Here is a 23,976-nt window from a genome sequence, read left to right as displayed (position 1 = left end):
AAATAGGATAATTGTCAGTCAGACATCGATTATTTGGATGAATGGCAACGGGATGTTATTCCCCGGCGTAGAAATCCTTGAAAGCTTCCGGCCGGTATCGCACTTCGGACACGTGGAAGTCCATTCCCTCGCCTTTGGGCGACTGGGCATAGAACCCGATCCGCAGCCCCTGTGGCCGTCGGTAGCGGAAAGTGCGCAGGATTTGCCACTTTTTACCGTCTTCGGAGAAGTAAAAACCGTAGATATTGCCCGAGCGCACCACCTTCACATACACTTCCGCCGCATGTACGGCGCGGTGGTAGCTGTCGTCGGTAACGCGGTCGGTAATGAGCGAGGAGCCCAGCATGATGCGGCCGTCGTCCATCCGTTCCACGAGCAGTTTGGCCCAGTTGGAGGAATCGGTGTAGAGCAGCAGGGCGCCCCCATCGAACAATGCCTTGGGTTCCGGCCGGACTTTAGCGGAAAAGATGAATTTTTCATCCGCCGCGAAGGTGGCCATGGGCACCTGGTGCACGTAAAAACTGCTGTCTACGAAGGAATACAGGTCGGTATTCTTGTTGGCGTGAAGGATGAAAGCATCGTTCCCCGTGGCTTTCAGGCTTCCTTTGGAGGCGTCAAAAGTAAGCGCGCGGGGAAGCGCTTTAATGCGGAGGGAATCTTCGGATGCAATCGATTCCTGATGAGCGGCAAACGCCGGGAAGGCGAAAGCGGCGACGAGGAGCGTAAAGATGGGTTTCAGCATGGAAAATAGTCAGGTGAGTGAGGAAGACGCGTTACTGCCGCTTCGGTACTATGCGTTGTCGATCTTTTTTATGAGATGGTGGTAGCGGCCGCCGGCAAAGGGCATCGTGTATTCTACCTTGAACCCCATTCTTTCATAGAGCCGCTGTGCGGCGGGGTTATCTGTGCTCACGAGCAGCCCCGCCTTCCGCATGCCTTCACCCGCCGCGCGCGCCACCGCCGCGTCGATGAGCTGGCCGCCGATCCCTTTGCCCTGGTTCCCCGGCGCCACGGCGATGCTGTCGAGATAAAATTCACCCGCCTGCGTTTCATCTTCCGGACAAACGCCGGCGCCCGTTTGCCAGCGGATGTAGTCGAGCACGGGCTTGCGGAGCTGGTGCAACTTGCCGCCATCGTACCCCACGATCATGCCGGCAACACCGTTGCCGGCGTCATACAGCAATGTATTCTCGAAACTGTACTGGTTGCCCGGCTCGCGGAACAGGTGCTCGAAGATGTGGGTCACCACCTGCATATCGTTGGTACCGGAAATCTTGCGGGCAATGTCTTCCATGGCGAGGAAGAGCAGCTGGATGGCCGCGGGCGCGTCGTTGGGGGTTGCAGGACGTATCATGTCACAAAGTTAACGGGTTTACAGGCAGGGAAGCAACAGGAAAAAGGGCCGGCATGGGCTGCCGGCCCCGGAATATACTGGTCAGACGTTGTAGATATTCTCTATCATGTCTTTGTATTTATCGAGGATCACTTTGCGGCGGAGACTGAGCTTCGGCGTCATTTCCCCGGTATCCACGCCCCATTCGGCAGACATCAGGGCAAATTTCTTCACCTGCTCCACGTGGTTGAAATTGGCATTGTATCGGTCCACCGTTTTCTGGAACATCTCCAGCACCTGCGGATTTTTCACGGCTTCTTCGTTGGTGGTGAAGGGCACATTGTTCTGGTTCATCCATTGTTTGAGGAGGGAGAACGAGGGAACGATGAGCGCGCTCACGAATTTGCGCTCGTTGCCCACCACCATGATCTGTTCGATGAAGGGGCTTTCCTTCATTTTGTTCTCGATGGGCTGTGGCGCCACGTATTTGCCGCCGCTGGTCTTGAACAATTCTTTCTTGCGGTCGGTGATCTTGAGGAATTTCCCTTCCACCAAAGTACCGATATCGCCGGTATGAAGCCAGCCGTCGATCACCGTTTCTGCGGTAAGATCGGGGCGCTTGTAGTAGCCTTTCATGACGGATGCGCCGCGTACGCAGATTTCACCTTCTTCCGTGAACTTCAGCTCAACGCCTTCGAGCACGGGGCCTGTGGTACCAAATCGCGTAAGCCCTGCCGGGAAACGGCGGTTCACGCTGATAACGGGACTGTTCTCAGTTGGCCCATACCCTTCGTACACCGGGATCCCGGCGGCGTTGAAAATGCGCAACAGGCCTTCGGAAGCGGCGGCGCCACCGGTAACGATGAACGAGATCTTGCCACCGAGGGCATCGCGCCATTTATTGAAGATGAGTTTATTGGCGATCGCCAGCTGGATGTTGTACCACATGCCGTTGCTGACCACGTTGTCGTATTTTTTACCAAGGCCCACGGCCCAGAAAAAGAGCCCGCGCTTGATGCCGGTGAGCTCGTTGCCTTTGCTCATGATCTTCTCGTAAACCTTTTCCAGGAGGCGGGGCACGGTGGTAAATCCATCGGGCTTCACTTCGCGGAGGTTATCGGCGATCTTGTCCATACTTTCCGCGTAATAAATGCTGATGCCGCTGAAAAGATAGATGTAGGTAACGGTTTTCTCGAAGATGTGATTGAGCGGGAGGAAGCTCAGGACGCGGGTTTCCGGCGCGTCCGGGAAGGGGAAGCTCGCTTTGGAGAACATGACGTTGGAAACGATGTTCTTATGCGTAAGCATCACGCCTTTGGGCGTGCCCGTGGTACCGCTGGTATAAATAATGGTGGCGAGATGTTCTTCAGGAATGCCTGCGGCGATCTCTTTCACTTTGACTTCCAGTTCGGGCGTGGCTTTGGCCGTCACTTCCGACCAGTGCGGAACACCGGGCAGCTGGTCGAACGAAAAGATGCCTTTGAGCGAGGGCACTTCGGGCATCAGGTCCCTGATCTTCTCATACATCTCCTGGTTGCTCACGAAAATGTATTTCACCGCGGAATCGTTTAAAATGAATTTTACTTCGAGCGGATTGGTAGTGGGATAAAGCGGTACCAGAACGGCGCCTACCTGTTGCACCGCCAGGTCGGTAAAAATCCATTCCGGACGGTTGTTGGCAATGATGGCGATCTTGTCTGCCCCTTCGGCCGTAAAGTCGTTCCCGCCCACGCCCAGCGCCAGGAGCCCCGCGGCAAGGCGTTGTGCATTTTCCTGGACGGCCGCCGTGGAATACGGCTTCCAGTTGCCATCCACCTTGGAGGCGACCATATCCGGTTTAGGGAATTTTTCCTGCTGGTAAGCTACCGCGTCAAATAATCGTTTTGGCTGTATCATCATGGCCAATATAATAAATTTCACTGGATGAAACAAGTCAGCGGGGTGACTAATCGTCACCGGTTTCGCCAAGTTGTCACCCCGCCCCTCCCGGCATTTTCCGTACCTTTGTGAACGCTATCCAACCCTTAACCCCACTGATATTCAAGCCCTCTATGGCTTTTGACACATATTCTATCACCAAAAACACTGATAATGATCCTTGCCACCGATTTAGATGGAACATTCCTGGGAGGAAGTCAGGCCCACAAAGAACAACTGTATGCCCTGATCCGGCAAAACGCTGACTTCCGACTCATTTTCGTAACAGGCCGCGGCGTAGAAACGGTTCTCCCGCTGCTTGCTGACCCCGTCATCCCCACGCCCGACTACATCATCTGCGATGTGGGCGCCACCATTCTCGACGGCCATACGTTGTTGCCCGTTCAACCCATTCAGAACAACATCGAACTGAAATGGCCCGGTAAACAGGCCGTTATGGAACAGATGAACGAAGTAAAAGGCCTGCGCCTCCAGCCCGTGCCACAGCAACGTCGTTGTTCCTTCTTCTTTGACGACCCGTCCATCCAGTCGGAAATTTCCCGCCTGGAAGAATCCCTCGGTTGCGACATCATCCTGTCGGCCAATAAATTCCTCGACGTGCTGCCCCCGTCCGTCAACAAGGGCGCCACATTGCGGCAACTGGCAGACCTCCTGCAGGTCCCCGACAGTGAGATCCTCGTAGCCGGAGACACCCTCAACGATCTTTCGCTCTACGCCCGCGGGTTCCGGGGCGTAGTGGTTGGCGCGGCAGAGCCCGCGCTCGTGCGCGCCGTATCCGGCCGCGAAGACACTTTCATCGCAAACGCGCCCGGCGCCGGCGGCATCATCGAAGCCATCCGGCACTGGAAAGATTTCCGGCCCTTTTATACCAAAGCGGAAAAAGCCGCCGAATCCGCGGAATCCACCCAGCTCGTCATGCTCTACCATCGCTTCCCGTTCGAAACGGCAGTGGAAGACGGTGAGCTCGTGCGCCGCAAACCCAAATCACCCAACGGCATCCTCCCTACCCTCACCAATTTCTTCAAATCCGGCAGGCCCGGACTGTGGATCGCGTGGCAGGAAGTGGACGAAGAAAATCCAGCTCCGGAAGAAAACTTCTTCATCGACCGCGAAGAATATCCCAACCTGGAAGCAAGCCCGGTGATCCTGCAAAAAGACGACATCAACATCTTCTATAAAGTATTTTCGAAAGAAGCCTTCTGGCCCGCGATCTTCTCTTTCGTGGAAAAAGCCCAGTTCAACCACGAACATTGGGAACATTACCTGAAAGTGAATCGCGTGTTCGCCGAAAAAGCCGCGAAGGAAGCCGCGCCCAACGCCATGATCTGGATCCACGACTACAACCTGTGGATGGTGCCCGGATTCCTGCGCCAACTGCGGCCCGACCTTAAAATCGGTTTCTTCCATCACACCGCCTTCCCGGCGGCCAATACCTTCAACATCATTCCCTGGCGCTCGGAGATCATCCACAGCCTGCTGCAGTGCGATTACGTGAGCTTCCACATTCCCCGCTACGTGGAGAATTTCGTGGACGTCGTGAAAAGCCTCATGCCCGTGAAGATCACCGAAACCGAAAGCTGCGCCCCACGCTTCCTCACCTACAGCTCCGCCATGGGCACCGGCACCATGACCCGTGAGATCGACACCGGCCGCCGCAAAGTACGGCTCGGCGCCAATCCCGTAGGCGTACATGTAGACTACATCGGCGAATTGCTGCAGCAAGACAGCACGAAGGAAATGATCGCGCAATTAAAGAAAAACACCGTCGGCAAGAAAACCATCCTCAGCATCGAAAGGCTGGATTATGTGAAAGGGCCGCTGGAGAAGATCAAGGCCTTTGCGCAGTTCCTCGAAGAACATCCGAACCTGCACGGAAAAGTGGAACTGATCAATATCTGTACGCCGCCGGCGAAAGGAATGAAGATCTACGAACAGGTGCAGCAGGAACTGGAACAGCTCATCGGTATGATCAACGGGAAATATTCCACGATCGACTGGGTGCCAATCCATTTCTTCTTCCGCTCGTTCTCGTTCGAGGAAGTGGTGGCGTATTACGCTATCGCCGACATCGCATGGATAACACCGCTGCGCGATGGACTGAACCTCGTTGCCAAGGAGTACGTGGCCGCACAGGGGCAACTCCCGAATTCGGACGGCGTGCTGGTGCTTTCAGAATTCGCCGGCGCATCGGTAGAACTGGGGGATGCGATCATGACCAACCCGTACGACAATGTATCCATGACCGATTCCCTGCTCCGCGCCATCGCCATGAACAGGCAGGAGCGCCAGATCCGCATGCAGCGCCTGTTCGAGAACGTGAATCATTACAATATCGAATTCTGGGCAGATGAATTCATGCAGGAGCTCAGCGGCATTCACGCCTACAACCTGAGCCTGGCGCAATCTTCGTAACATCCGCATGATTGAAAAATGAAAAATAGAAAAAGGCCGTCCTGTTGTGAGGGGCGGCCTTTTTTCGTAATGGATTTATGATTCAGCGAATTGGTTTCAAACCACGCTCGATAGCGTCTTTCAGCAAGAGGTAGTTGGTAAAGGCCGGCTGCAAAACTGTGATTACTTTCTGACCATTCCTCCAGATCACGATTTCCTCCACCGTTCCGCTACTCCTTATCCATCGTGTTCCGATCGTATAACCATCCAGTTCATCGAGCCGCCATGTGGATTCGGCGCCATATCCACCTAGTCTTTTCTGCTTAATGCTGTCTTCATCTATCTCCAGCCAAACGAACTGCCGGTAAGTGACGGTACCCCAGAAAACCAGCGCCCCGGCGCCTGCCGCTAATGTTCCCATGCAGAGCAACAGCGAAATACCGTCGAATGCACCGGTATCCGACAGCAACGCAGCTCCAAATAAGAGGAAAATAAAAGGGATCAACAATCCCAGTACCGCCGATATATAAACAGTCGGGCGGATTTTCGATGTTATGGTCCTCATGCCTCCTTTGCGTTATCGTTCACCTAAATTTTTCAGTTTACCGGTCACCGCCTCCTTGATCTCGAAGTAATTATCGAAATAGGAATCATTGATCCGCAACACTTTTTTCCCATCTTTCCAAAGTATCAAAAATTCCACGACACCCTTGTTTTTCAGGTCACGCACTTTAATCGAATACCCCTCAAGATCGGCGAACAACCATTCCTTTTCCTGTCCATAGCCATAAAAATTTTTCGTCTTGATGCTATAGTCGGAAATCTCCATGCGCACCAAACGCGTCAGCAGCAGAAAAACTGTCATACCTACCTGGGACGACATCGCCACAACAAACAGCACCAGCGGCCAGGATACTTTACCATTGTTCGTCATAAGCCCCTTGGCAATAAACTGGGACCATATCACAACCGAAATGATCGCCGGAAGCAAAACGCCGGCCAGAAGCGGCGTGTAAGCGCCCCATTTGAATCTGGATTGAACGGAAATGAACATAAGTACGGGAAGATTTTATTAAATAGGAAAGAGCCCCCGGGCGGGGGCTCCTTTTCAAATTCATCTGTATAATTTTTAACCCATCATGGAAGCACCGGCGATAATTCCGCCGATGAACGCGAGCACCATGATCGCCAGGACTACGATCGTATAAATACCGTAGAATTTGAACAGCGATTTCAGGTTGCTGAAAGATTCGGTCAACGTGTGCTGGTCGTTATTCTCCAGCGCCACTTTCAGCCGGGTGGAAAAGCGGTACATATAAATCACAGGGATCACCATCAGTGCTACGACGAGCAGGATAAAGAACAGGCCCGTGCCGGTAGCCATCATCATACTCATGGGGTTGGCGCCGTATGCGCTTTCCATCACCGGACCGCTGGCCCTTTGGCCCACCAGTATCATGATCAGGACGCACAGCGCGTAAAAGCCGAGCACGATAAAAGCGAGGATGGACAGGAACCGGCCCCATTTGGCGGTTTCTTTCAGAAAGCGGGCGCTTGTTTCGTCGATGTGGAGGTCGAACAGGTTTTGATTTTCCATTTTTTGTAGGTTTTAGATAGATCAGTTTCCGGATAAGCTTTTGAGACCGGCTTCGAATTGCGCCCTCATTTCCCTGAACACGGTTAACAATGCGCTGTGGTCGGTTTCCAGCGCGGGCCTTTGCGCATCCCTGAACTGCGCGCCATGCTGCAGGCGCGGCCAGAAAATGAAGCGGTAATAATGGGATATGTACGATTCGATCACGGGGTTTTCACGGAACGCCTGCAGGTGCGAAACGTTCTCCAGGCTATTGGCATAATCGCCGAAAAGATCGATGAAGTTAGACAGGGCGTCCATCGCCTTGAGGCTGAGCTTCCGCTTGCTGCAAAGCGCCTGTTCGATATAATCGGCATCATATGCATTACAGACCGTCGGGGTCAGCTCCACTACCCTTTCCAGCCACTGCGGGAACCGCGGGTGGTACACCAGCCCGGGCAACTGCGCATCCGCAGCAGGCGCCACGCTTTCCGGCGTTCCCGCCGTGAAAACCGGGCCATTCCGGTGCATGAGCAACCGGTCGCCACTCGCCCTGTCCGTATACCATACGAGGTATACCGGATGAGGGAGCGTAGCCGACTGATAGCTAACGATCCAGGTGTCGCAGGCTACACAGCACGATTCGAACCGCTTCTTGGTGGACTGTTGAGGCATATGATTCCGGGCCGAATATATATATTATTTTTGTTATTTCGTAACGGAAAGATAATTATTATTTTACTCCCTGCTGTTTCATTTTCAGCCAACGCCATTCGAATCCGCCTTCGTCTGCGTGTACCCGGAGGGAATGCGGGCCTCCGGGCAGCTTGACGGTACCCAGTGGCACGTCCGTCCAGCCAGGCCCTGCAGGAACGGAAACGCTTGCCAGCAAAGGCTTCCCATCCACCCACAGCGACACTTTCCCGCCCTTTGTGCCACTGCGGACCGTCAGCCAGAGGCGTACCGGCTTGTTCTGCGGGAAAACCATCGTGTACTGCGTCCACTCCCCGGATTCCACCTGGGTGATGTAGGCCCCGGCCGAATCCCGGGCAATGTCTACCCCGTCATTCCTCGACGCCCCGCCCCGGTTTCCCCCGGTACGCTTCGGATCGGAAACCCGGTAATTGGCGGTATCGGTATCATAATAGGCAAATCCGTTTGCGCCCAGGTCGTATAAATCAGCAGCGATCTCCATGGACGGCAACAGTCTGATGGCTTTCAGCGGTTTCGCCGAGGGATCAGCGGGCTGTCGCAGCAAGGCGTCCACCACATCCCGATGCGGAATGTTCCGGCGGATGTTCGTGGCTTCGGCGAGGTTTTTCAGCGCCGCCCAGGCCTGTTCAGCATCAGGGCGCGGCGCGGAACTGTCTGCCCAGTATTGCAGGATTTTCGCGTAGCCCTCCGGCGCCACGATCTCCAGCGGATTATTGATCCCGATTTTTTTCAGCGGCCACCAGGCCCACCCGATCCCGTGATTTTCCAGCAATCGGACCGCTTCCGTGAACCAAACGTTGGAGTTCTCCCCCGTTTCGCCCACCCACACCGGGATGTTGTATTTCTCCCGCGCTTCGAGCATATGTCTGATGCTGGACGGGTCGTTGAAGTTCCAGTATTTGTGGTAGCTGAGTACCATGTTGCTGTCCCACGGCGGAAAGACGCCATTGTAATTATTGCCCCAGCCGTTCCCTTCGATGATGACGATGTGTTTGTTATCTACTTCCCTGATGGCCGCTGTGATCTCCATCATGAGTTTGCGGAGTGGGGCGTTGTCCTTTTCCTTTGTGCCGTTGCGGTCGCCCGCCGGGTCGGAAAAGCCCCAGTTGGGCTCATTAATAATATCGTACGCGCCGATCCAGGGCTCGTTTTTATAGCGTTCGGCCAGTTTGCGCCACAGTGCTACGGTTTTCCGCTGGTTTTCGGGGGATTCCCAGAGCGAGGGTTTGGCGGGATCGCGGTCGGAAATGTTGAGATCGTTGCCCTGGCCGCCGGGCGCGGCGTGCAGGTCGAGGATAAGGTACATCTCGTTGGCTTTACACCAGGCGAGGAGCGCGTCGGTCATCGCGAAGCCTTTGTCGAGCCAGGTGTCCTGTCCTTTCACAGGCTCCTTTTCGGCCGGCAAGGTATAGAGGTTGAAATGCATGGGCAGGCGGACGGAATTGAAGCCCCATTTCTTCAGCACCATGATGTCTTCCGCCGTGGTATGATTGGCCAGCCAGCGGTCATAGAACTCCGCAGCCCGGGCAGGCCCAACCAGCGCTTCGATCCGCTCGCGGATGCGGTATTGCTGGCCATCGCGGTAGATTTTGAGCATGTATCCTTCCTGGAGCATCCATCCGCCGAGGCCGATCCCCCGCAGGACCATGGGTTCGCCGTTCCCGTTCACGATCTGCGTTCCCGATCTTTTGAGGAAGCCTTGTGCATGGGCGCAGATACCCGCCAGCAATAGCCCTAACGATAAGACAAACGTTTTCATAAGTAATAACATGGAATGTTTGATCCCGTCAAATTAGGCAAACGTTTTCTGGGATGCAACAGTCCACCCCTTCCTCCATTCCCTTTTTTACGCCGCCGTCCGTTTGTTCCGATTCCGGAAATTCTGTCCGATATCGAACGCTTTTTCGAAATCGAAATTTCGCATCTCATTGAACGCCTGATAATTACGTTTGGCATTTGGATTGGAAAGGGAAAGACAAATTTTTCAGATTCACCTATGGACAGATCGCTTCCACCCACATTCACACAAAACCGCCGGCGCAAACGCTGGGCAGTAGCCGCCGGCATTATCGTCATCGTGGCGGTGGCCGTATTGTGCATCCGGTTTTTCTTCAACGCCACCGTGCCGCGCGCATCCATCCAAACCGCGCAGGTAGGCACCGGCGATATCGAGAATACGCTGACAGCATCTGGCGAAGTATTGCCGGAATTCGAAGAAGTGATCACCAGCCCGGTAAACGCCGCTCTGCTGGAAGTAAACATCGCCGCGGGGGCCACCGTGAAAGCCGGCCAACCGTTGCTGAAACTCGACAAGGCCACGGCGGAAACGGAATATGAGAAAGGCAAATTCCAGCTCGAATCCAGCCGCAACAATATCAAAAAACTGCGCCTCCAGCTCGATAAAAGTTACTTCGACCTCCAGACCGGCAACAACATCAAGCAACTGCGCATCCAGGCGTTGCAGGCCGACGTGGAGAATGCCAAAAGGCTCTTCAAGGCCGGTGGCGGTACCCGGGAAAGCGTGGAGCAGGCAGAAACCAATCTCCGCGTGGCGCAGCACGAAAAAGCACAACTGGAATACGAGATAAAAAACAAACAGGAAGCCATGCAGGTAGAAATGCGGGAATCCGAGATCGAATCCGCCATCCAGGCGCAGGCGCTCGCCGAACTCAAACGTAAACTCGACGGCGCCGGCATCGTGGCACACCGCAACGGGGTGGTTACCTGGGTGAACCGCAACATCGGCACTACCGTGCGAGAGGGAGAGCCTTTGGTGCGCATCGCGGACCTTCAAAGCTTCAAGGTGACGGGCACGATCGCCGATAACTATTCCGATAAGCTCTCGGCCGGAATGCCCGTCATCATCCGCATCCAGGACCAGAGCATCCGTGGCCGGGTACAAACCGTTCACCCTGCGGTGCAGAACAGTACGGTCACATTCGACATCCGGCTGGACCAGGGCCATCATCCTTCCCTCCGCCCGAACCTGAAAGTAGACGTGTACCCCGTGACCGCTTCGGGGCGCGGCGTACTGCGGGCGCCTAACGGCGCGGCTTTCAACGGCGTATCGCCCATGGCGGTGTACGTGGTGGAAGGGAATAAGGCGGTAAGAAGAATGGTGCAGACGGGCATGGCGAATTTCGATTTCGTGGAAATCAAATCCGGGCTGAAAGCCGGCGAAACTATTATTATTTCCGACATGAGCGGGTTTAAGAACGCCAAAGAAATCGACATCCAATGAAATTGATCCCGATTCTCATATTATGCTGTTTGCCGGGGCTCCTCCCCGCCCAGGACACCCTGCAGCTTTCGCTGGACGAGGTGGTGGACATGGCGCGCAAGGGCTCCATCGCCGCAAAGCAGGCCATCACCGTCCGCAAAACGAAATATTGGGAATGGCGCACCCATCGCTCCAATTATCAGCCACAGCTGGCGCTGGAAGGCAATTTGCCAGGGTTCCAGAAAACGTTCAACCCCGTTACGCAGCCGAATGGCACCATAAAATTCGAACCGGTGCATTATAACAACTCCGCGCTCAACCTCTCCTTCAGCCAAGGGATTACCGCAACGGGCGGCCGTATCTACGGCGCCACGCAACTGCAACGGTTCGATGATTTCAATGCCGGCACCAAGCTGTACAACGCTATCCCTTACACCATCGGGTATACGCAGCCGCTGTTCCAGTTCAACCAGATGAAGTGGGACACCCGTATCGCGCCCATTAAATTCGCCGAAAGCAAACAGCAGTTCATCGCCGACATGGAATTCATCGGCGTGCAGGCGACCGATTACTTTTTCGACCTGCTGCTGGCGCAGGTCAATTTCCAAATCGCCGTTACCAACCTCGAAAATACCCGCCAGATCCAGCGCATCGCCGACGAAAAATTCGCGCTGGGCAAAATTTCCCGCAACGAAATCTTACAATTGCAGCTGGAATACCTGAAAGCCGAGAAATCGGCCGGCAGGGCGCGCCGCGACATGGAGATCGCAGCCATGAACCTCCGCGCCTACGCTGGCATGCAGCACGCCGGGAAAATCAGGCTCACGCTGCCGCCGGCCATAATAGCCATGCAGGTGAACGCGGAGCGCGTGCTCGAAGAAGCGTATGCCAACAACGCCCAATCCATCGCATACGAGCGCCGCATCCGCGAAGCGAAAAGGGACGTGGCGAAAGCGAAAGGTGAAAACGGATTGAACGCCGCCCTGAACGCGAACCTCGGCTATTCCAACAGCGCGGCCGATCTGGGAAAAGTGTACCGCGACCCGCGCAACCAGCAGCTGGTGGAACTGAAATTCACCATCCCGGTGCTGGACTGGGGTCGCCAGCGCTCCCGCACCAAAACGGCGGAAGCCAACCTGGAATTTACGCAATACGCAGTGGAACAGGACAAACAGAATTTCGCGCAGTCGGTCACCACCCAGGTTACGCTCTACACCATGATGCAGGAACAGGTGCAACTGAGCGCGTCGGCAGACAGCATCGCGTCAGAGAAATACGAGATCGCGCGGCAGCGGTACGTGCTGGGCAACCTGAGCATCACCGACCTGAGCATCGCCTTTTCGGAGAAAGACCAGGCCAAGCGCGATTACATCCTGGCGCTGCGGGATTTCTGGGGCGCCTATTATGAATTACGTTATTTATCCCTATACGATTTCGAAAAAAATAAAAAGATCAGTTATGATACAATTGAAAAAGATTGAAAAAGTGTACCGCACCGATACGGTGGAAACACAAGCCCTCAACGGCATCGACCTCAACATAGCCAAAGGGGAATTCCTCAGCATCATGGGCCCTTCCGGCTGCGGCAAAAGCACCCTGCTCAATATCATGGGCCTGCTGGACGCGCCGAGCGGCGGACAGGTCACCATCGCCGGGTCGGATACCGTTCACCTGCGCGACAAGCAGCTGGCGCATTTCCGGAACCAGAGCATCGGGTTCATTTTCCAGAGCTACCATCTCATCAACGACCTGCGCGTGCTCGATAACGTGGAGCTGCCGTTGCTGTACCGCAAATCCACGGCCAAAGAAAGGCGGGAGCTGGCGGCGGAAGCCCTCGGCAAAGTGGGCCTCGGCAACCGCATGAAACACTTCCCCACACAGCTTTCCGGCGGGCAAAAACAACGCGTGGCCATCGCCCGGGCCATCGTAGGCCGTCCATCGATCATCCTGGCCGATGAGCCCACCGGCAACCTCGACAGCGCCATGGGCAACGAAGTGATGGACATCCTCCTGCGCCTCAACAAGGAAGACGGCACCACCATCGTGATGGTGACGCACGACGAACAAATGGCCCGTAAAACCCACCGGCTCGTTCGCCTGTTCGACGGCGCCCAGGTACAGTAAATCCCTTAATCCGCTACCCATGCTTATAAACTATTTCAAAATCGCCATAGCCGTACTGAAGCGCAGGAAGTTCTTCACGTTCATCTCGCTTTTCGGCATCAGCTTTTCCCTTACCATCCTGATGGTGCTCACGGCCGTGTCTGACCACCTGGTGAGCAGCTCCTACCCCGACGTGCACCGCGACAGGAACCTGTATTCCCTGCAGATGGCAATGAGCAATCCCGAAAAACAGGGTATGAATACGAGCCCCTTTAGCTATCACTTTCTCCAGACTTACGTGGCGCCCATGAAAACGCCCGAAGCCGTAGCCATCTCGTCCTTCTTCAACCCCACTAATACCTACGTCAACAACCGGAAACTGGTGATCGACATCAAGTATACCAACGCAGGGTTCTGGCAGGTGATGCAATTCAATTTCCTCGAAGGGAAAGCCTACAACCAAGCCCAGATCGACGCCGGCGAGCGCGTGGCCGTGATCACGGAAGGCACGCGCGATAAGTATTTCGGCGAAGGCGTTTCCGCTGTAGGAAAAATGCTGGAAACCGACAACCAGCAATATAAGGTGATCGGCGTCGTAAAAAGCGTCCCCATCACACAGCTCTTCGCATATGGAAATATGTACCTGCCGTGGACGCTTTCCCAGCAGGAGCTGGCCAACAAAAACTATAACGGTACCTACCTGGCTATCATGATGGCCAAAAGCAAGGCCGAAATACCTGCGGTAAAAGCGGAATTCGACAACGTTATGAAGCGTGTGCCGATGCCTTACCGCGATTTCACGGAACTGAAAGTATATGCGCAACCCTATCTCACCACATTTACAAGGCTGCTGCTCGGCCGGGATGGAACGGATGGCAGCGCCAAACTCTTTACCTATCTGGGGATTTTCCTGCTTTTCTTCCTGCTGCTGCCCACGCTGAACCTGGTGAACCTCAACCTCAGCCGGATCCTGGAAAGAGCGTCCGAGATCGGCGTGCGCAAGGCGTTCGGAGCATCTTCCGGCACGCTGGTGGTGCAGTTCATCGTGGAAAACATTATTCTCACGCTGATCGGCGGTGTGATCGGGATCGCATTGTCGCTGATCGTGATCGCCCTGCTCAACCAGGCCGAACTCTTCGCACATGTACGCCTGAGCCTGAACCTGACCGTACTGGCCGTGAGCCTCGTCATCTGCGTGTTTTTCGGCTGTCTTTCCGGAGCGTACCCTGCCTGGCGGATGAGCCGTATGCAGATCGCCAAAGCATTGAAAACCGTTTAAATCATTAGTATGCTACAACATCTGCTTACCCTCATCTGGAATAAAAAACGACAGCATTTCCTGCTGTTCCTTGAGCTGTTCATCTCTTTCCTTGTTCTGTTCGCCGTATTTACCATGCTGGTCTACAACTACGGCAATTACCGCCAGCCGCGCGGCTTCGAATACGAGCGCGTGCTCACCGTTGCCTCGTTTACACGGTTTCCCAACGAGCCTCCCCGCGATTCGCTCACCCAGCTTTCCGAGCAGCTGAAACGCTCCCTGCAGGCGATACCCGGTATATCGGCCGTATCATTTGTGAGCAGCAATAGTCCCTACACGATGAGCACCTCCAGCAACAATATCTCTTATAACAATATTCATGAACAAGCCGACCAATACTGGGCAGACGATGATTACGCCAGGCTCCTGCAGGTGCATATGGTACGGGGGAAATGGTTCTCCAGGGCAGACGTTACCGGCACCCGCCGCCCGGTAGTCATCAATGAAACGCTGGCGGAAAGGTTCTTCGGGAAGGAAGACCCTGTGGGCAAGATCATCAACGACGACGGCGAGCGGCGCATCGTGGGCGTGGTACGGAACATGAAGATCGGGGGTGATTACGCCGAAGTCAGATCGGCCATCTATCAGCGGATCGACAGCGGCTTCCAGGATAAATTCCTTATCAAACTGACCAACAGCGCGGCCCTGTCTACCGAAAGCCGGATCTACAAAACCATCATGCACCAGTTCCCCGCTTCCAGTACAGAGATCGAAAAACTGGAAGACAAGCGCGTGGTAAAAAACCGGATGTCGCTCATTCCCGTCATCCTTATGCTGGTGATCAGCGGTTTCCTGGTATTGAACGTAGCCCTGGGTATCTACGGGGTTGTATGGTACAGCGTGAACAAACGCCGGGGTGAGATCGGCCTGCGCATGGCCGTGGGCGCCACCTCTGGCGGCATCACCCGGCAGATCGTGGGCGAAGCCCTTGTGCTGACGAGCCTCCCGCTCCTGCTGGGGATTATACTCGCGGTGCAGTTCCCACTGCTCCACCTGTTCGACCTTCCCGCGGCTACCTACATCGCCGCCATCCTCCTGGCGACCCTGTTCCTGTACGCGCTCGTCACCCTCTGTGCGCTGTACCCCGGCAGACAGGCCGCGAAAATCTACCCGGCGGTGGCCTTGCATGAAGATTAATAAAAAAACGTGTTGTGCCTGCAAAGGCGCAACACGTTTGAATATGGATCAACGGGCACTTCAGGCCATGCTCCGTACGTAAAGCCCGTCTTCCTTTTGCCGGTTCCTGGCGGCATGGATCTTATGCCAGCTGAAATACGAGCCCGCCAGTACCGCCATTACGACGATGGGCATCAGGATGTAAGCGATGTTGCCATCTACCACCACGTGGCTGATCACGGCAAACACCAGGTTGAACGTGAGCCCGGCATAAGCCCATTCCTTCAGCCTGGCCGGTACCTGGGGCAGCAATATAGCCAGCACGCCTGCAAGCTTGAAGAAAATCAACGCAACGGCGAAGTAGTCGGGATACCCGAGGGGCCGCGTGCCGATGTAAGTATACTCCGGCGTGAAAATCAGGGAGCTGATGGGCATAACACCTTCGAAAAGGAAAATAGCGATGGTGGTTATCCAGAAAATAATTTTAGTCGTTTTCATTGTAGTAAAGTTTATGAATGAACACTTAATATCCAACAGATGCGGTATATGTCGATGATATTGACCAGGGGATTGGTGTTTTCGATCGAGCAGAAATTCCGGTTAATGAGCTTGTTGATCAGCCGGGTCCGCTCGGTAAAAGACGGGCATTCGATGAGGATGCTGACGTTATTGCCGGAAACGATGCGGTTTTCATCCGTGAGGTCTGTCCCCACCAGCTTGAAATACTTGTTTTCCAGGGTGGCCCAGACCACGGCGTTCTGCATGTCACTGTCCAGCCCCTTGCCGATCGGCGTGTCTGCCAGGGTTTGCACCGTCAATTCTCCGCCGAAGCATGTCCTGTAATAATGGAAAGCCTGGCTGCAATTGCCGTTGAAGGAAAGGTGCACGGCGAAAGGAGATCCTGCATGCTTCATCATTAGCCGGGGAACTGGCTCATATCCATGTAACATACTTCCCAATGGTTGCCATCCGGATCACTGAAGCTACGTTGTTGCATAAACCCGTAATCTTTCGGCGTGCTGGGCTCGGTACCGCCGGCATTCAGCGCGGCATCCGCCATGATGTCCATTTCTGCGCGGCTGTCCAGCGATACGGAGTTGATCACGCCAATGCCCGTTTTGGCATCGATGATCTTTTTGTCCGTAAACTGGGTAAACTTGTCGTGGGTCAGCAGCATTACATATATTTCGTCGCTCAGCACCATGCAGGCCGCCGTTTCGTCCGTAAACACCGGGTTATTGGTAAAGCCGGTTTTCGTATAGAAGTCCATCGACTTTCCAAGATCGGCTACGGGTAAATTGATAAAGATTTTCTTTGCCATGTTGTGTGTGTTTTTAGTTTTTCGTTCGTTGAAACAAAGGTGGCCCAAATCCCCGAAACCGATACTGCATGAATGCGTCAAATTAAGGGGGTGAAAATGACAGGCATGCCGTATCTTTACTTATAACATTTTCAAGTCTATGCGAGTAACAGTTTTCGCACCCGAAAAAGGTGTCATAGAAGCGGTAACGCCTCCCTACCGTGCCTTCAAGGCAGCGAACGACTTTCTGATGGCTTTGGGAAAGGAGCCCATATTCGAAGTGGAATATGCCGGTCTTACCCCTTTCGTATCTGCGAACGACGGTGAATATACCATTAAGGCCGACCGGCTGTTGCAGGATGTGGGCGCAACCGATCTGCTGATCATCCCGCCCGTGTACGGCGATCTGGATGATGGTATCAGGATCAATGCCGAAGCCATTCCCTACTTCCGGCAATTGTATGAAAAGGGCTGCAGCGTGGCCAGCCTCTGCCTGGGGGCTTTCCTGCTGGCGGAAACAGGGCTGCTGAACGGCAAGAAATGCTCCACGCACTGGGCTTACCTCGACGAGTTCCGTGTGCGCTACCCCGGGATTGCGGTGGTAGACGGCGCCATTATCACCGAAGTCGGGAACATCTACAGCAGCGGCGGTGCCAGCAGCCTCTGGAACCTGGTGCTATACCTGATCGAGAAGTTTTCCGACCGGGAAACGGCCGTTCTCATCTCTAAAAACTTCGCGCTGGATATCGGGCGTAGCAGCCAGGCGGTTTTTACGGTATTTAAAGGACAAAAAAGACATGCCGACGATGAGATCATCCAGGTACAGGACTACATTGAGAAGAATTACACCGAAAAAATGACGATAGACGAACTGGCGGCTATCGTCAATTCCGGGCGCCGGACCTTCGAGCGGAGGTTCCGCCAGGCTACCAACAATACCCCCCTCGAATATATCCAACGGGTGCGTATAGAAGCCGCCAAACGCCATTTCGAAGCTTCCAGGAAAAATGTCAGCGAAGTGATGTTCGACGTGGGATATACCGACACCAAGGCTTTCCGGGATACTTTCAAAAAAGTTACCGGGCTCACGCCTTTGGAATACAGGAACAAATATGCCCGGGTTACCGCAGAAGCGTAACCGAAGGTTTTTTTGACCATGCGCTGTTTTTAATGGCACAACCCGATAATTTTTAGTGAAGGCGTATGATCCTGATCATTGACGACGATATCGCAGTCCGCACCTCCCTCCTGCTGCTTTTACGACAGGAGGGATTTGAAGCTTCCGCCGCCGGCACGCCGGAACAGGCCATGGAAGCCATTTCCCAAACGAGGCCAGGCCTCATCCTCCTCGACCTGAATTTTTCCAACCGCACCACCGGCGAAGAAGGCATGGCCCTGCTCGATCGCATCAAAACCTTCGACCACACCATCCCCGTGATCCTCATCACCGGCTGGGGCAGCATAGAACTGGCCGTTCAGGGCATGAAGCTCGGCGCGGCCGATTTCATCACCAAGCCCTGGAGCAACGACGCCCTCCTGCAATCCGTACGCACCGTGCTGGCGCTGCAGGACAAAAAGCCCGTCCGCGGCCTCACCCGCAAGCAGCTCGACAAAGACTACGACTTCCGCCAGATCATCGGAGAAGACCCCGCCATGCTGCAGGTCCTCGAAACGATCGGGCGCGTTGCCGCTACCGACGCTTCCGTGCTCATCACCGGCGAAAGCGGGACAGGCAAGGAACTCGTTGCCGAAGCCATTCACCAGAACTCGCGCCGCAAACAGCGCCCCTTCGTGAAAGTGAACCTCGGCGGCATCTCCGCCTCCCTGTTCGAAAGCGAGATGTTCGGGCACGTCCGCGGCGCCTTCACCGACGCCCGGTTCGACCGCACCGGTCGTTTCGAACTGGCGAACAAAGGCACCATCTTCCTCGACGAAACCGGCGACCTCGAGCCCTCCAGCCAGGTGAAACTGCTGCGCGTGCTGCAAGACCGGACGTATGAAGTACTCGGCAGCAGCCGCACCAAAACGGTGGACGTGCGTGTGGTATGCGCCACCAACAAGAACCTTCACCAGATGGTGGCCGACGGCTCTTTCCGGGAAGACCTCCTCTACCGCATCAACCTCATCACCATTCACCTCCCCGCCCTCCGCGAGCGGCCGGGCGATATTCCCCTGCTGGTCAACCACTTCATCCGCAACCTCCGCGAAATCTATAACCGGCCCGCGCTCACCGTTTCGAAAGAAGCGCTGAAATGGCTGCAATCGCTGTCCTTGCCGGGGAATATCCGGCAACTGAAGAACCTCACCGAACGTACGATGCTCGTGCATAACGCCGATGTGCTGGAAATCGGGCATTTCAGCGGGCAGCTGGAGCTTTCGCCGGCCGCGAAGGGGCAATTGCAGCTTCCCGGCGTGGGCACCATTACGCTGGAAGATCTGGAAGTGGAAATGATCCGCAAGGCGATGGCTTTCCATCAAAACAAGATCGCGCGGGCGGCGGCAGCGCTGGGGCTCACGCGGAGCGCGCTCTACCGCAGGCTCGAAAAATACAATATACCTTACGATGAAGCTGCGGACTAAATTCCTCCTGTTCGTAATCGTACTGCATGGCGTGGCGCTCACGCTGTCGTGGTTCGTGTTCAGGGAAAACAAATGGCTTTTCCTCGCCAGCGAGCTGTTCATATTTTTGTCGCTATGGTTTTCCCGGAGCCTCTACCTGCAATTGCTGCGCCCGCTGAAAATGTTGACGCAGGGTGCGGAAGCGTTGAAGGACAAGGATTTCAGCGTGCGGTTGATCAAAACCGGGCAATCGGAAATGGACGAGCTGATAGAAGTTTATAACCAGATGCTCGACCAGTTGCGGCATGAGCGCACCTTGCAGGAGCAGCAGCATTTCTTCCTCGAAAAACTCATTTTCACCTCTCCCACCGGCATCATCATCCTCGATTACGACGGACAGGTGCAGCAAACCAATCCCAAGGCGGAAATCCTGCTCCGGCAGCTGCCCCGGCTGCTGGAAGATGTGCAGGAACTGGGGAGCGGCGAGGCGCGGACATTGACCATCAACGGTGTTAATACCTTCAAGCTGCAGAAATCGCATTTCATCGACCGGGGATTTGCGCGGCATTTCGTTATGATAGAAGAACTGACGACGGAAATCCTCTCGGCGGAAAAGAAAGTCTACGGCAAAGTGATCCGCATGATGGCGCATGAAGTCAACAACACGATCGGCCCCGTCAACAGCATCATCGGTTCCACGCTCAAGGCCCATACGCTCGACCCCGCGCACCAGGGCGCCCTGGAAGTGGCCGTGGAGCGCAACCAGCACCTGAACGGGTTCATGCGCAATTTCGCCGACCTCGTCAAATTGCCGCCGCCGGACCGTAAACCCCTGTCCATCCAATCCCTTCTCCGCCACGCCGCGCAACTCCATGAAGCCCGCGCCGCGGAGAAAAACATCCGCATCCACCTCGATTTCCTCCCCAACGACACCACCGTTTCCGGCGACCGCCTGCAACTGGAACAAGTCCTCATTAACGTCATCAAAAACGCCATGGAAGCCATCGGAACGGATGGCGACATCCGGATCGCCCAACTGCAGGACGCCGTCCGGATCAGCGATACCGGCCATGGCGTGGAGGCGCCGGCAGACGTGTTCACACCGTTCTTTTCCACCAAACCCGACGGACAGGGCATCGGGCTCATGCTCGTCCGCGACATCCTCATGGCGCATGGCTGGCAATTTTCCCTCGAAACGCCCCTGCCGGGAGACACGCGGTTTACCATCCGGTTCGCGCGATGATGTGCAGAAAACGCATTCCGATGCCGGCTTCATTGCAGGAACGTCCGCAATTCGCTGATAATAAGTATCTTTAAACAAACAGCGATTTTACCGTGACCATCCAGGAACTACAACTGTTCGATGCCCTCAAAGACGTGCCCGTAGCGCAATTGCAATGGCTGATCGACAACAGCGAGACCGAGCGTTTCGCCGAAGGCGATTACCTGTACAAGCCCGGCGACGATATCCGCGGCGTCCATTTCATCCTTTCCGGGACCATCGAATTCTACCGCATCCAGGCCGGCAACAAAGTGCCAATAACCGAGACTTCCGCGCACCAGGTGACCGGCATCCTGCCCTATTCCCGCGCGCGCGGCTCCATCGGGTATTCCTGCTGTAAAACGCCGGTGGAAATGATGACCTACCCGAAAGCGAAGCTCCGGGAAATGATGGCGCAGCAATACGAGCTGACGCAGGCCTTGGTATTCGTCATGACCAACCGCGTGCGGGATTTCACCATCATCACGCAGCAGAATGAAAAAATGATGGCGCTGGGGAAACTGGCGGCCGGGCTGGCGCACGAACTGAACAATCCTGCCGCGGCGATCGTGCGCGGGTCGGATACCCTGGGCGAACATTTGCGCGGCGCGCCGGAAACCTTCCGGAAAATGATGCTGACACGGCTTTCGCCGGAAGAGGCGGATTTCGTGTGCGATCAGATCCGGGAATCGCTGTCGGTCGCCGACCGGCCCGTACCCGGTATGCTGGAACGCAGCAGCCAGGAAGATGCCATCAGCGACTGGCTCTACGATCACCACATCCCCGATGTGCCCGACATGGCGGAGAATTTCCGGCATTACGGCCTGCATCCCGCATCTCTGGACGCTTTTGCGAAAAAACTGCCGGCGGAATACCTCGGCACCGTGCTTTCCTGGATGAGCAGCCATTTCACTACGGAACGCATGCTCTCCGACATCCGCGAGGCCTCGCAGCGCATTTCCGGGCTGGTGAAGTCGGTGAAGATTTTCACGCATATGGACGGAGGCGCCGATAAACAGTTTATCGATATTCATACCGGCATCCGCAACACGCTCGTGATGATGCAATACAAGTTGCGGAAAGGGAAGATCGAAGTGAAGGAAGAATTCGACGACACGCTCCCGCCCGTATTTGCCCTGTCGGGAGAATTGAACCAGGTCTGGACCAACCTCATCGATAACGCGGCCGATGCGCTGGACGCCCAGGGCAACGGGGTGCTGACCATCCGCACCGTGCGCGACGGCGAATTCGTGAAAGTGACCGTGGGCGACAATGGCCCGGGCATCCCGCCGGAAAACCTTTCCCGGATCTTCGACCCGTTTTTCACCACCAAAGCGATCGGCAAAGGCACCGGCCTCGGCCTGGACGCGGTGATGAACATCGTGCGGCAGCACCATGGTTCCGTGAAAGCCACGTCGGAACCGGGGAATACCATTTTTACCATCTGCTTTCCCATCAACGGCGAAGCCAATACCAACAACGCATGAACCAGCCCATTATATTTTTGATAGACGACGATCAGCAGGTGCTCCGCGCCATCAGCCGGGATTTACGCAACCAGTTCCGCGACCGGTATAAAGTACTGTCTACCGCTTCCGTGGCGGAAGCACTGGCGAGCCTCACCGAATTGCAGAACAAAGGCGAAGAAGTGGCCCTGTTCCTTTCCGACCAGCGCATGCCCGAAATGGACGGCGTTCATTTCCTCGAAAAGGCCATGAAAGTGTTCCCCGAAGCGAAGCGCGTGCTGCTCACGGCGTATTCTGACACCGAAGCAGCCATCAAGGCGATCAACGACGTGAAACTGGATTATTACCTCATGAAACCCTGGGACCCTCCGGAAGAAAAGCTCTATCCCGTGATGGAAGAGATCCTGGGCGACTGGCAGGCCAATTACCGGCCAGATTTCAAAGGCATCCGCGTGATCGGGTACCAGTTTTCGCCGCGCAGCCACGAAATCAAGGATTTCCTGGCCGGCAACCTTGTTCCGTACCAATGGATGGATGTGGAAAGCAACGAACAGGGCAAGCTCCTGGCCGCCGCCAACAACCTCGGCGCGCAGGAATTGCCCGCCATCATATTCGAAGACGGCGCGCTGTTCGCCAAACCGGCGTTGAAAGACATCGCGTCGCGCATCGGGCTGAACCCCACCGTTCGCAACCAGGTATACGACGTAGCCATTATCGGCGCGGGGCCCGCGGGATTGGCGGCTTCGGTTTACGGCGCGTCTGAAGGCCTCAGCACCCTGCTCATCGAGCGGCGGGCGCCGGGCGGACAGGCAGGTACCAGCTCGCGGATCGAAAACTACCTGGGATTCCCCACGGGATTGAGCGGCGCCGATTTGACGCGGCGCGCCATTACGCAGGCAACGCGGTTCGGGACGGAGTTTTTGTCGCCCCAATCCGTGGCCGGCATCCAGGTGAAAGACCAGTATAAAATCATTTCGCTGGACGATGGTACCGAGATCTACAGCAAAGCCCTCGTGATCACGACGGGCGTGGATTACCGGAAGCTGGAAACCCAGGGCATCGGGGATTTCACGGGGGCCGGCGTGTATTATGGCGCGGCGAGCACCGAAGCGGCATCATGCCGCGACAAGGAAGTGTTCGTGCTCGGCGGAGGGAATTCTGCGGGCCAGGCGGCGATGTACCTGTCGAAATTCGCCAGGAACGTGCATATCGTTATCCGCAAGCCCGACCTGCGCTCGTCTATGAGCGCCTATCTCATCGATCAGATCACACAAACGCCCAATATCCATCTGCTGCCCTGCGCGGAGATCGCGGAGGGAACGGGGGAAGCGAAGCTCAGCAACCTCCGCCTGCGCGACCTCAACTCCGGCGCCGAAAGCGACATGCCGGCGGATGCGTTGTACATTTTCATCGGCGCGCGGCCGTATACCGATTGGATCGGAGACGGCATCATCAAAAACGACAAGGGGTTCATCGAAACGGGGCGCGACCTCCAGCAATACCCGGCTTTCCGGCAGCTGTGGAAACCCGCCCGCGATCCGTATATCCTGGAAACGAGCATCCCCGGCATCTTTGCCGCCGGCGACGTGCGCGCGGGCGCAATGAACCGCGTAGCAGCCGCTGTGGGCGAGGGTGCCATGGCGATCAGCTTCGTTCATAAATATTTAGCCGAAACCTGATAAAA

22 protein-coding genes are annotated in these 23,976 nt (G+C 55.5%); 11 read left to right on the top strand and 11 right to left on the bottom strand.

Features of this window, described 5'->3' with window-relative positions; translation table 11 throughout:
- Positions 1 to 55: 55 nt before the first annotated feature.
- From WJU22_RS17145 to WJU22_RS17135, 3 genes are all read right to left on the bottom strand, one after another.
- Complete coding sequence (locus WJU22_RS17145) at positions 56 to 742, bottom strand: DUF1349 domain-containing protein (RefSeq protein WP_341839403.1); 687 nt, start codon at positions 740 to 742, stop codon at positions 56 to 58.
- 48 nt (positions 743 to 790) lie between these two features.
- A complete protein-coding gene (locus tag WJU22_RS17140; RefSeq protein WP_341839402.1) occupies positions 791 to 1,354 on the bottom strand; it encodes an N-acetyltransferase in 564 nt (187 codons plus the stop codon).
- 81 nt (positions 1,355 to 1,435) lie between these two features.
- Positions 1,436 to 3,163, bottom strand: coding sequence for a long-chain fatty acid--CoA ligase (locus tag WJU22_RS17135; protein ID WP_341839401.1), 1,728 nt, complete (start codon positions 3,161 to 3,163; stop codon positions 1,436 to 1,438).
- Positions 3,164 to 3,424: 261 nt separating this feature from the next.
- On the opposite strand from WJU22_RS17135, the gene ggpS reads away from it, so the two are divergent.
- Complete coding sequence (gene ggpS, locus WJU22_RS17130) at positions 3,425 to 5,683, top strand: glucosylglycerol-phosphate synthase (RefSeq protein ID WP_341839400.1); 2,259 nt, start codon at positions 3,425 to 3,427, stop codon at positions 5,681 to 5,683.
- 82 nt (positions 5,684 to 5,765) lie between these two features.
- On the opposite strand, the gene WJU22_RS17125 is transcribed toward ggpS, so the two are convergent.
- The 5 genes from WJU22_RS17125 to WJU22_RS17105 form a co-directional block, all read right to left on the bottom strand.
- Positions 5,766 to 6,227, bottom strand: a complete 462-nt coding sequence (locus WJU22_RS17125) for a hypothetical protein (protein WP_341839399.1) — start codon at positions 6,225 to 6,227, stop codon at positions 5,766 to 5,768.
- Between the two features lie 12 nt (positions 6,228 to 6,239).
- Entirely contained in the window at positions 6,240 to 6,716 is a 477-nt protein-coding gene (locus WJU22_RS17120) for a hypothetical protein (RefSeq protein ID WP_341839398.1), read from the bottom strand.
- Positions 6,717 to 6,791: 75 nt separating this feature from the next.
- Positions 6,792 to 7,259 (bottom strand): DUF5362 family protein, encoded by a 468-nt coding sequence (locus tag WJU22_RS17115; RefSeq protein WP_341839397.1) that lies wholly within the window; start codon positions 7,257 to 7,259, stop codon positions 6,792 to 6,794.
- Between the two features lie 21 nt (positions 7,260 to 7,280).
- The gene (locus WJU22_RS17110) at positions 7,281 to 7,910 is read right to left on the bottom strand and encodes a hypothetical protein (protein WP_341839396.1); all 630 of its coding nucleotides are present in this window, start codon (positions 7,908 to 7,910) and stop codon (positions 7,281 to 7,283) included.
- A 58-nt stretch (positions 7,911 to 7,968) separates the two neighbouring features.
- Positions 7,969 to 9,708: a cellulase family glycosylhydrolase gene (locus tag WJU22_RS17105; RefSeq protein ID WP_341839395.1), complete on the bottom strand. Its 1,740-nt coding sequence runs from the start codon at positions 9,706 to 9,708 to the stop codon at positions 7,969 to 7,971.
- Between the two features lie 237 nt (positions 9,709 to 9,945).
- Here WJU22_RS17105 and WJU22_RS17100 point away from each other — a divergent pair, with 237 nt between their 5' ends.
- From WJU22_RS17100 to WJU22_RS17080, 5 genes are read left to right on the top strand one after another with little or no spacing between them, the layout of a single operon-like run.
- The gene (locus WJU22_RS17100) at positions 9,946 to 11,190 is read left to right on the top strand and encodes an efflux RND transporter periplasmic adaptor subunit (protein WP_341839394.1); all 1,245 of its coding nucleotides are present in this window, start codon (positions 9,946 to 9,948) and stop codon (positions 11,188 to 11,190) included.
- Positions 11,187 to 12,650: a TolC family protein gene (locus WJU22_RS17095; protein ID WP_341839393.1), complete on the top strand. Its 1,464-nt coding sequence runs from the start codon at positions 11,187 to 11,189 to the stop codon at positions 12,648 to 12,650. The genes WJU22_RS17100 and WJU22_RS17095 overlap by 4 nt, the downstream gene beginning before the upstream one ends.
- The gene (locus WJU22_RS17090) at positions 12,628 to 13,293 is read left to right on the top strand and encodes an ABC transporter ATP-binding protein (RefSeq protein ID WP_341839392.1); all 666 of its coding nucleotides are present in this window, start codon (positions 12,628 to 12,630) and stop codon (positions 13,291 to 13,293) included. Before WJU22_RS17095 ends, WJU22_RS17090 begins: the two co-directional genes overlap by 23 nt.
- Before the next feature lie 19 nt (positions 13,294 to 13,312).
- Positions 13,313 to 14,551 (top strand): ABC transporter permease, encoded by a 1,239-nt coding sequence (locus WJU22_RS17085; protein WP_341839391.1) that lies wholly within the window; start codon positions 13,313 to 13,315, stop codon positions 14,549 to 14,551.
- 9 nt (positions 14,552 to 14,560) lie between these two features.
- A complete protein-coding gene (locus WJU22_RS17080) occupies positions 14,561 to 15,727 on the top strand; it encodes an ABC transporter permease (RefSeq protein ID WP_341839390.1) in 1,167 nt (388 codons plus the stop codon).
- A gap of 60 nt (positions 15,728 to 15,787) precedes the next feature.
- Here the strand turns inward: WJU22_RS17080 and WJU22_RS17075 are convergent, their stop codons facing one another.
- Genes WJU22_RS17075 through WJU22_RS17065 form a run of 3 tightly spaced genes read right to left on the bottom strand, consistent with a single transcriptional unit; the run spans position 15,788 to position 17,027 of the window.
- A complete protein-coding gene (locus tag WJU22_RS17075; protein WP_341839389.1) occupies positions 15,788 to 16,204 on the bottom strand; it encodes a DoxX family protein in 417 nt (138 codons plus the stop codon).
- An 11-nt stretch (positions 16,205 to 16,215) separates the two neighbouring features.
- Positions 16,216 to 16,623 carry a hypothetical protein gene (locus WJU22_RS17070; protein WP_341839388.1) on the bottom strand — a complete coding sequence of 136 codons (408 nt, stop codon included), beginning with the start codon at positions 16,621 to 16,623 and terminating at the stop codon, positions 16,216 to 16,218.
- Positions 16,623 to 17,027 (bottom strand): VOC family protein, encoded by a 405-nt coding sequence (locus WJU22_RS17065; RefSeq protein ID WP_341839387.1) that lies wholly within the window; start codon positions 17,025 to 17,027, stop codon positions 16,623 to 16,625. Before WJU22_RS17065 ends, WJU22_RS17070 begins: the two co-directional genes overlap by 1 nt.
- Positions 17,028 to 17,166: 139 nt before the next feature.
- Between WJU22_RS17065 and WJU22_RS17060 the strand changes: the two genes are divergently transcribed.
- The 5 genes from WJU22_RS17060 to WJU22_RS17040 all read left to right on the top strand — a co-directional run bounded on the left by WJU22_RS17060 (position 17,167) and on the right by WJU22_RS17040 (position 23,971).
- Positions 17,167 to 18,144 carry a GlxA family transcriptional regulator gene (locus WJU22_RS17060; protein WP_341839386.1) on the top strand — a complete coding sequence of 326 codons (978 nt, stop codon included), beginning with the start codon at positions 17,167 to 17,169 and terminating at the stop codon, positions 18,142 to 18,144.
- Between the two features lie 65 nt (positions 18,145 to 18,209).
- Positions 18,210 to 19,586: a sigma-54 dependent transcriptional regulator gene (locus WJU22_RS17055; protein WP_341839385.1), complete on the top strand. Its 1,377-nt coding sequence runs from the start codon at positions 18,210 to 18,212 to the stop codon at positions 19,584 to 19,586.
- Positions 19,570 to 20,808: a sensor histidine kinase gene (locus WJU22_RS17050; RefSeq protein ID WP_341839384.1), complete on the top strand. Its 1,239-nt coding sequence runs from the start codon at positions 19,570 to 19,572 to the stop codon at positions 20,806 to 20,808. Before WJU22_RS17055 ends, WJU22_RS17050 begins: the two co-directional genes overlap by 17 nt.
- 92 nt (positions 20,809 to 20,900) lie before the next feature.
- Entirely contained in the window at positions 20,901 to 22,313 is a 1,413-nt protein-coding gene (locus tag WJU22_RS17045) for an ATP-binding protein (protein WP_341839383.1), read from the top strand.
- Positions 22,310 to 23,971, top strand: a complete 1,662-nt coding sequence (locus tag WJU22_RS17040; RefSeq protein ID WP_341839382.1) for an FAD-dependent oxidoreductase — start codon at positions 22,310 to 22,312, stop codon at positions 23,969 to 23,971. Before WJU22_RS17045 ends, WJU22_RS17040 begins: the two co-directional genes overlap by 4 nt.
- The last annotated feature ends 5 nt before the right edge of the window (positions 23,972 to 23,976 follow it).

Origin of the sequence: Chitinophaga caseinilytica (assembly GCF_038396765.1) — a bacterium.
GTDB classification, from domain to species: Bacteria; Bacteroidota; Bacteroidia; order Chitinophagales; family Chitinophagaceae; genus Chitinophaga; species Chitinophaga caseinilytica.
This window is presented reverse-complemented; position numbering and strand designations above follow the sequence as displayed.

What these genes read in the sequence shown, in the direction of transcription:
- WJU22_RS17145 (WP_341839403.1), bottom strand. Translation starts at nt 742, where the DNA reads ATGCTGAAACCCATCTTTACGCTCCTCGTCGCCGCTTTCGCCTTCCCG.
- WJU22_RS17140 (WP_341839402.1), bottom strand. Translation starts at nt 1,354, where the DNA reads ATGATACGTCCTGCAACCCCCAACGACGCGCCCGCGGCCATCCAGCTG.
- WJU22_RS17135 (WP_341839401.1), bottom strand. Translation starts at nt 3,163, where the DNA reads ATGGTCGCCTCCAAGGTGGATGGCAACTGGAAGCCGTATTCCACGGCG.
- ggpS (WP_341839400.1), top strand. Translation starts at nt 3,425, where the DNA reads ATGATCCTTGCCACCGATTTAGATGGAACATTCCTGGGAGGAAGTCAG.
- WJU22_RS17125 (WP_341839399.1), bottom strand. Translation starts at nt 6,227, where the DNA reads ATGAGGACCATAACATCGAAAATCCGCCCGACTGTTTATATATCGGCG.
- WJU22_RS17120 (WP_341839398.1), bottom strand. Translation starts at nt 6,716, where the DNA reads ATGTTCATTTCCGTTCAATCCAGATTCAAATGGGGCGCTTACACGCCG.
- WJU22_RS17115 (WP_341839397.1), bottom strand. Translation starts at nt 7,259, where the DNA reads ATGGAAAATCAAAACCTGTTCGACCTCCACATCGACGAAACAAGCGCC.
- WJU22_RS17110 (WP_341839396.1), bottom strand. Translation starts at nt 7,910, where the DNA reads ATGCCTCAACAGTCCACCAAGAAGCGGTTCGAATCGTGCTGTGTAGCC.
- WJU22_RS17105 (WP_341839395.1), bottom strand. Translation starts at nt 9,708, where the DNA reads ATGAAAACGTTTGTCTTATCGTTAGGGCTATTGCTGGCGGGTATCTGC.
- WJU22_RS17100 (WP_341839394.1), top strand. Translation starts at nt 9,946, where the DNA reads ATGGACAGATCGCTTCCACCCACATTCACACAAAACCGCCGGCGCAAA.
- WJU22_RS17095 (WP_341839393.1), top strand. Translation starts at nt 11,187, where the DNA reads ATGAAATTGATCCCGATTCTCATATTATGCTGTTTGCCGGGGCTCCTC.
- WJU22_RS17090 (WP_341839392.1), top strand. Translation starts at nt 12,628, where the DNA reads ATGATACAATTGAAAAAGATTGAAAAAGTGTACCGCACCGATACGGTG.
- WJU22_RS17085 (WP_341839391.1), top strand. Translation starts at nt 13,313, where the DNA reads ATGCTTATAAACTATTTCAAAATCGCCATAGCCGTACTGAAGCGCAGG.
- WJU22_RS17080 (WP_341839390.1), top strand. Translation starts at nt 14,561, where the DNA reads ATGCTACAACATCTGCTTACCCTCATCTGGAATAAAAAACGACAGCAT.
- WJU22_RS17075 (WP_341839389.1), bottom strand. Translation starts at nt 16,204, where the DNA reads ATGAAAACGACTAAAATTATTTTCTGGATAACCACCATCGCTATTTTC.
- WJU22_RS17070 (WP_341839388.1), bottom strand. Translation starts at nt 16,623, where the DNA reads ATGATGAAGCATGCAGGATCTCCTTTCGCCGTGCACCTTTCCTTCAAC.
- WJU22_RS17065 (WP_341839387.1), bottom strand. Translation starts at nt 17,027, where the DNA reads ATGGCAAAGAAAATCTTTATCAATTTACCCGTAGCCGATCTTGGAAAG.
- WJU22_RS17060 (WP_341839386.1), top strand. Translation starts at nt 17,167, where the DNA reads ATGCGAGTAACAGTTTTCGCACCCGAAAAAGGTGTCATAGAAGCGGTA.
- WJU22_RS17055 (WP_341839385.1), top strand. Translation starts at nt 18,210, where the DNA reads ATGATCCTGATCATTGACGACGATATCGCAGTCCGCACCTCCCTCCTG.
- WJU22_RS17050 (WP_341839384.1), top strand. Translation starts at nt 19,570, where the DNA reads ATGAAGCTGCGGACTAAATTCCTCCTGTTCGTAATCGTACTGCATGGC.
- WJU22_RS17040 (WP_341839382.1), top strand. Translation starts at nt 22,310, where the DNA reads ATGAACCAGCCCATTATATTTTTGATAGACGACGATCAGCAGGTGCTC.